Origin of the sequence: Ferruginibacter sp. (assembly GCF_031430955.1) — a bacterium.
Taxonomy (GTDB): Bacteria; Bacteroidota; Bacteroidia; order Chitinophagales; family Chitinophagaceae; genus Ferruginibacter.
Window position 1 is genome coordinate 1 of sequence record NZ_JANPCM010000181.1, and the last position, 7385, is coordinate 7385.

Below are 7385 nucleotides of genomic sequence, written 5' to 3' on the forward strand. Positions count from 1 at the left end.
CTATCAGCTTTTATTTGCAAAGAGTCACTAAGCTCCTGATTTATTTCGGGAGCTTTTATTAAATGAAAAAATCTGCCGCTATTGCCCACCCCAGGAGTAACAGTACTTTCATTACAGCCCCATCCTTCCGCATAAACTTTGCCCTCTATATAAAAATATGTTTTACAACCATCTTTATTTAAGTATAAGTTTGGAGCCAGAAAAAATAAATTTTCATCGGAGTCGTTTATGATTTTGAAAATATATTTAACATTACCCTTTTCTTTTTTAACCTGATGAGTAAAATTAATTTTTCTTAATTTTTGTTTACACGCAGGTAAACAAAAAATAAGCATTCCTATACAGAATAAAAATTTAACTGTTAATTTACGCATACTATTATACTTCGAATTATTTGCTGTTTATCTATCGTTCTCCATGATAAAAGCCCAATAAAGTTATTCCGCACAAGAGTGCGACGCCACCGAAGCCAAACAGAATTACAAAAGCCGGGCTCAAAAAATTATAATTTCTCCAGCATCTCCACCACACCTTCCCTCTTCAAAATTAAATAACCCAGCCTGTCATTACTGATCCCATCTTTTAACTGGTAACTAAAATACAACTGGTCGTTGGCAACGGAAGTTTCAAAATATTTAAATTGTATGTTGGGGTATTTTTTTAAGCCTTCGCCAATTTCGTATAAGTGCGTAGAGAGGATGAATAAAGAATTTTTTATTTTAAGCAGGCCTTCAATTACCGTGCTGCTGCATTTCATGGCATCCTGTACGTTGGTGCCTTTAAAAAGTTCGTCAATCAATATCAGCCATTTTTTTCCGTCGCTTATTTTATCGATCGTTTTGCGTATGCGCTGCACTTCGTTAAAAAAATAACTTTCGCCCTGTACAATATTATCTACCACGTTAATGTTGCTGAGCAGGCCATCAAATAAAGTCAGTTGCATTTCCTGCGCCGGTACACCCATACCCGTATGTGCCAAATAAACAGCAACACCTACCGCTTTTATAAAAGTGCTTTTGCCGCCCATGTTGGCACCGGTTAAAAATAAAAAATTTTCTTTTTGGTTTAGAGTAACATCGTACGCAACCGGCGTGGGCAATAATGGATGAAATAATTTTGCCGCTTTTATCACCGGCACCTCCGCATCAATAAAAGTGGGAAAGCACAAATTATATTTATTGCAGGCGCAGGCCATGCTGTAATACGCATCCAGGCGGCTGTAAATTTCTACCAGCTCCAGTGCTTCATGTTTAAATCTTCTTTTTAAAAAATGGCCCAGTGCCAGTAATTGTTGTTTGGATATTTCTTTGCTGACATCAAACTGCAGCATTGCCTGCAAGCCGGGTTTGTTAAGGCGTATTTTAATTTGCTCTACCAAAGTTTGTAATAATGGCGGATTATTTTCAGCCTGTAATAAATCAATTACCTGCTGCAAGCCAATAAAAAAATCTTTAAAATGTTTTACCGAGTAGCGGATAAATGAAAAATCCGGCGCACTAAAAACGCTGTAATAAACACTGCTGATGTAATTGGGGTTATGCGGAATTTCTTCGATGCCTGTTTCGTAAAATTTTTCAACTACCATTATGGTGCCATTACTTACCAAAGTATTTTGCCATTGGGCGCTAACAGAAATAATTTTTTTTATAGTCTGCTGTGTTTCGGTAATATCTTTTATGCTGCTGAAGGGTGTATTTAAAAAATAACGCAGCCATTCTTTACCGCCAATGGTCCGGGTAAAATTTAAATAATGAAAAACAGATTGCTCTTCTTCAATATTAAAAATAGATAGATCGGTAAGCGTTGTTTTATCTGCCTGCATTATGTAGTAGTTAACCCCCATCCCCTAAAGGGGGGTTGATGATGTTGTATACTTTTTTCGCTCCAATACTTAGTTGTGATAAGCTCCCCAGGGGATGGGTGGCTTATTTTCTGTCGAATAATAGTCGTTTGCCTTTTACGGTTTCATTAAACTTTCCTTCCTCCCAAACTATGTTGCCGCTTACCATTGTTTTTTCTACAGATGCATTAAAGGTAAAATTCTCTAAAGGGCTCCAGCCGCATTTGTATAAAATATTTTCTTTGGTTACTTTATGGGGTTTATTCATGTCCACCATAACCAAATCGGCAAAATAACCTTCTCGTATATAACCACGTTGCTCAATGGCAAAACAATCGGCAACAGCATGGCTCATTTTTTCTGCAATTTTTGTAAGGCTTATCCTTCCATCCTGGTAATGATACAGCATCATTAATAATGGATGCTGCACTAAAGGTAATCCTGCATGGGCATGTTCATAATCGCCATCCTTTTCACTCAACAAATGCGGTGCATGATCGGTGGCTATAACATCCAGCCTGTCATCCAGCAATGCTTTCCACAACGCTTCTTTATTATGTGGTGCTTTTATGGCGGGGTTGCATTTTATTTTATAGCCCAGTCGCTCGTAATCATCTGCAGTAAAATGTAAATGGTGCACACACACTTCGGCTGTTATTCTTTTATCTTTTAAAGGAAACATATTGCCAAACAACTGTAATTCTTTTTCTGTTGAGATATGGAGAATGTGTAAACGGCTGTTGTATTTTTTTGCAAACTGTATGGCTGTTAACGAACTTTCGTAGCAGGCTTCTTCATTTCTTATTAATGGATGATCGGCTGCTGATAAAATTCCTTTATCTTTTTTTATTCTTTCATAGTTCTGTTTAATAATTCTTTCGTCTTCGCAATGTGTTGCTATCAGCATTTCGCTTTCGCTGAAAATTTTATCCAGTGCAGTATGACTGTCTACCAGCATATTGCCGGTGCTGGCTCCCATAAATATTTTTACACCGCACACGTTTTTTTTATGTGCATTCATTTTAAGCACTTCGTCAGCATTATTATTGCTGGTACCCATAAAAAAAGAATAATTGGCTAAAGAACTTTGTGCAGCAATCTTGTATTTATCGGCTAACAATTCAACGGTTAATGCATTGGGAATGGTGTTGGGCATTTCCATAAAACTGGTAACGCCACCGGCTACAGCAGCTTTGCTTTCGGTATAAATAGTTGCTTTGTGTGTAAGGCCCGGCTCCCTAAAATGCACCTGGTCGTCTATCACACCCGGAAAAAGATGCTTTCCTTCTCCATTAATTTCAACACAATTGCCTTTGCTTTCAATGCTGTTGTCTATCTTTTCTATACGTTCGCCATCGGTTAAAACATCCAATGTTATTATTTTTCCTTCATTTACAACCTGAATGTTTTTAAAAAGGTATTTTTGCATATCTTGAAATTACTGTACCGTTAAAAATAAAATATTTAAATGCAAATTATTAAAAGCTTTTTCAAACTGCTGTTTTTTATTTGTCCTGTTTTTGCAACAGCACAATCTACCTACACTAACCAGGGCGCTAAAGATATTCATTTTGTAGAACGGCTGGAAATTAAGCAGCAAACCAATACGCACCTCAACTTTAGTACATTAAGACCCTTTAACCGCAAAGCCATTGTACGCCAGGCCGAATTTTTAGACAGCGCAAGAATGGGGTATGCCGACAGCACCGGAAGAGATAAATATTGGGAATGGACAGATCTGGACCTTACGCCTGTGGATGAATACAACCTGAACAGTTTTTTAATGAATAATACCGAATGGGTAACGGGAAAGACAGAAAATTATATGAGTAAGAAAGCCCTCTTCAGGTCTTTTTATAAAACAAAGGCGAATTTTATTGAAGTAAAAAATAAGGATTTCTTTTTAGCAATAAATCCTGTAATTCAATTTCAGCAGGGTTTTGAAAGTGGTTATAATAAATCGATATTTTTAAACAGCCGGGGCATTACAGCCCGTGGTTTAATTGGCAATAAAATTGGATTCTCCACTTACCTTACCGATAACCAGGAACGTGGGCCACAATTTTTTCAGCAGCAGGTAAATAAATTCAGGGCAGTACCCGGCGTTGGTTTTTACAAACCTTTTAAAACTGCCGGTGTTGATTATTTTGATGCAAGAGGATATGTTACGTTTGCTGCTGTAAAAAATTATATAGATGTACAGTTTGGTTACGATAAAAATTTTATTGGTAATGGTTACCGCAGTTTATTTTTAAGCGACTGGGGCAACAGTAATTTATTTTTAAAACTCAACACTAAAATCTGGAAATTTAATTATCAGAATTTATTTATGGAACTGATGCCGCAGTTTAAAAAAAGTGGCGATACTTTGTTAGACAGGAAATATGCCGCCATGCACCACCTGAGCATGAACGTAACCAAGTGGCTTAATGTTGGGCTATTCGAAGGCGTTATATTCGGCAGAAAAAACCGTTTTGATTTTCAATATTTAAACCCGATAATTTTTTACCGCCATATTGAAGGCACTGTGGGCAGCCCTGATAATGCTGTTGCCGGTTTAGATTTTAAAGCTAACGTTGCCCACAAGGCGCAATTTTACGGACAGTTTTTATTAGATGAATTTATTTTATCGGAAGTAAAAAACAATCCCACCAGCTGGGTAAATAAATTTGGTATTCAGCTTGGCGCAAAATATGTAGATGCATTTGGTGTTCGCAATTTAGATGTACAGGTAGAAATGAACCGTGTAAGGCCATTCACTTATTCGCATAACGATACTATTGCAAACTATACACATTATAACCAGCCACTGGCACATCCGTTGGGAGCCAACTTTCAGGAAGTGCTGACCGTAATTAATTACCAGCCCTCGCCTAAATGGTATATTACAGCAAAAGCAATTTATTTTTACCAGGGATTAGACAGTGTTGGCAGAAATTTTGGCAGCAACCCTTTTAAAGATTATACCACAAGGCCCAGGCAAACTGGTTTTAAAGTGGGCAGCGGCGATAAAGCCACCTGCTTTAACGGAATGTTCCTGGTTTCTTACGAAGTAAAACAAAATTTATATTTTGATCTTTCATTTCAATACAGAACTTATAAAATTGCAAGCGTTGCTAAACCAACCAATACCAGTTTAGTTACTGCAGGTATTCGTTTAAATATGTTTAAAAGAGATTACGATTTTTAATAAAAAAAGATCAAAGCAATAACCCCCACTTTCCAATGAAAAAAACTATTTCCATAACTGCTGTTTTTATTTTGCTTTCGCTTTCATCAGGTGCACAAAAAAAAGAAAAACTTAATTTACCGCTAGATGGTATCTGGAGTGGTTTTTTTGATGAGAAGAAAAAACAAACCCACATGATGCATACCGTTAACCGGTTTGCATTTATTGAAGCCCGGCCGGAAAAAAACCTTGAAATGATTTTTTCTTTAGATTTTGAAACGGGTAAAATTATTGATACTCCTTTTACCAATCAAATAAAACAGGCCGCCGATACTTCCCCCATAACCTTTACTTTTTTTGAAGACTATGAATTTTCGCCTGACGATTCTAAAATTTTAATTAAAACACAAATAGAACCGCTCTTCAATACTTCTACTAAAGAGTTTAATTATGTATGGGATATTCCTAAAAAAGTAATGAAGACGGTTAGTGCCGAAGGCAAACAATGGTACAGTAGTTTTTCTCCCGATAGTAAAAAATTAGCTTACATAAGAGAAGGAAATCTTTTTATAAAAGAGCTGCAAACAGATATGGTGCAGCCCGTAACTTTTGATGGCGCCATGGGGCAAAATTTATATGGCATGGCCGATGCGTTGTACGAAAATAATTTTGGTATGATGCAGGCATATCAATGGAGCCCCGACGGCGAGCACATTGCTTTTTTACGTTTTAATGAAACTGCGGTAAAATCTTTTCCCATTTCTTATTATGACAGGGTTTACCCTGAAACAAATAAACAGCGTTACCCCAAGGCCGGTGAAATGGTGCCGGAAGTTTCGGTTTTTATTTACAATATTAAAAATAAAATAATGACACCGGTTGATTTGGGATTAAATCCCAACCAATATGTTACCGGCATTAAATGGCAACCCGATAATAAAGCGTTGTATGTGCAGCGTTTAAACAGAACGCAAACAAAATTAGATCTATTACGTGCCGAAATAAAAACCGGCAATACAAAAATTGTTTTTACCGAAACCAAACCTGATTATATAAAAGTGCAGGCAAACAATATTTATTTTTTACCCAGCCGCAACAGTTTTTTATGGCTTAGTGAAGACAGTGGTTACAACCAGATCTACGAAGTAAATTTAGCTACAGCAAAAAAAATAAAGATAACCAAAGGCGATTGGGATGTGTTTGAAATTAAATCAGTAAATGAAGGCAGTGGCGATATTTATTACACCGGCAACGAATCGGGTGTAAGAGAAAAACATTTGTACAAAATAAATATTGACGGTACTAAAAGAAAAAAATTAACCGATGGAGATGGCTATCATAATGTACAGCTTACTGCCAACAACCGTTATTTTATTGATGATTACAGTTCTATAAATACACCATCATCTTTACAAATGTATAATACTGATGGCCGTACTATAAATGTAAAATTACTGGAGAATAAAGAATTGAAATTTAAAATGAGTGACTACAAAATTCCTAATGCGGAATTTGTAAACTTCACTAACAATAAAAAAGATGAACTGAAAGGATGGGTTATAAAACCTTTTGATGCCCCTGCAAAAAAAATGCCTGTAGTAATTTATGTGTATGGCGGCCAAAGCAAACAGGAAGTAACAGATAAGTGGGATGATAAAGCCACTTTAACCATGCGCTACTTAGCCAACCAGGGTTATTTGGTGGCTTGTATCGATCCACGGGGTACGCCGGGCCGTGGCGAAGCTTTTAGAAAAGCCACTTATAAAAAACCGGGTGATGTGGAAATGGAAGATATTATTGCATTTAAGAATTATTTAAAAAATAATTACCGGATAGATACTGCCAATGTTGCCATAATGGGCTGGAGTTACGGCGGCTACTTAGCCGCGTTAGCTGCAACAAAATATGCCGGGCAATTTAAAGCTGCTGTTGCCATTGCACCGGTTACCAACTGGCGCCTGTATGAAAATGTGTACGCAGAACGTATGCTGCAAACCCCCGGCGAAAATGCTGAAGGCTATAATAATGCCTCGCCGGTAAATTTTGTAAACAATTACAAGGGTGGTTTATTATTATTGCATGGAACAGCGGATGATAATGTTCATTTTCAAAACAGTATGGAGCTGAGCAAGGCACTGATAAAAAACCGTAAACAGTTTGACGAATTATTCTACCCTGATTATTTACATAACATCAGCGATAACAGCCCCAACTCGGCAAGGATACACTTGTTTACAAAGATTAGTGATTTTTTAAAAGTGCAGTTGAGTGTTAAGTAAAGAAAAAGTAATGGTAAGATTATTGCTACTGTTGCCCATACTTTAAACCTACTGGCAGGAATAAACTTCCTTTGTTATAAATGTCAATAAAAAGAGT

General features: G+C 36.9%; 5 protein-coding genes. 2 read left to right on the forward strand and 3 right to left on the reverse strand.

The window, feature by feature from the left end:
- The 3 genes from ACY65O_RS05010 to ACY65O_RS05020 all read right to left on the reverse strand — a co-directional run.
- Positions 1-374: hypothetical protein (locus tag ACY65O_RS05010; protein ID WP_462219752.1), on the reverse strand; the 374-nt coding region annotated here is incomplete at its 3' end.
- A 128-nt stretch (positions 375-502) separates the two neighbouring features.
- Positions 503-1822, reverse strand: coding sequence for a MutS-related protein (locus tag ACY65O_RS05015; protein ID WP_462219753.1), 1320 nt, complete (start codon positions 1820-1822; stop codon positions 503-505).
- Between the two features lie 103 nt (positions 1823-1925).
- Complete coding sequence (locus ACY65O_RS05020; RefSeq protein WP_462219754.1) at positions 1926-3269, reverse strand: dihydroorotase; 1344 nt, start codon at positions 3267-3269, stop codon at positions 1926-1928.
- A gap of 39 nt (positions 3270-3308) precedes the next feature.
- Here ACY65O_RS05020 and ACY65O_RS05025 point away from each other — a divergent pair, with 39 nt between their 5' ends.
- Positions 3309-5030 (forward strand): hypothetical protein, encoded by a 1722-nt coding sequence (locus ACY65O_RS05025; RefSeq protein WP_462219755.1) that lies wholly within the window; start codon positions 3309-3311, stop codon positions 5028-5030.
- 35 nt (positions 5031-5065) lie between these two features.
- Positions 5066-7288 carry a S9 family peptidase gene (locus ACY65O_RS05030; protein WP_462219756.1) on the forward strand — a complete coding sequence of 741 codons (2223 nt, stop codon included), beginning with the start codon at positions 5066-5068 and terminating at the stop codon, positions 7286-7288.
- The last annotated feature ends 97 nt before the right edge of the window (positions 7289-7385 follow it).

Excerpts from the sequence above, each read along its gene's own strand:
- ACY65O_RS05030 (WP_462219756.1), top strand. The coding sequence starts at position 5,066 with ATGAAAAAAACTATTTCCATAACTGCTGTTTTTATTTTGCTTTCGCTT.
- ACY65O_RS05025 (WP_462219755.1), top strand. The coding sequence starts at position 3,309 with ATGCAAATTATTAAAAGCTTTTTCAAACTGCTGTTTTTTATTTGTCCT.
- ACY65O_RS05020 (WP_462219754.1), bottom strand. The coding sequence starts at position 3,269 with ATGCAAAAATACCTTTTTAAAAACATTCAGGTTGTAAATGAAGGAAAA.
- ACY65O_RS05015 (WP_462219753.1), bottom strand. The coding sequence starts at position 1,822 with ATGCAGGCAGATAAAACAACGCTTACCGATCTATCTATTTTTAATATT.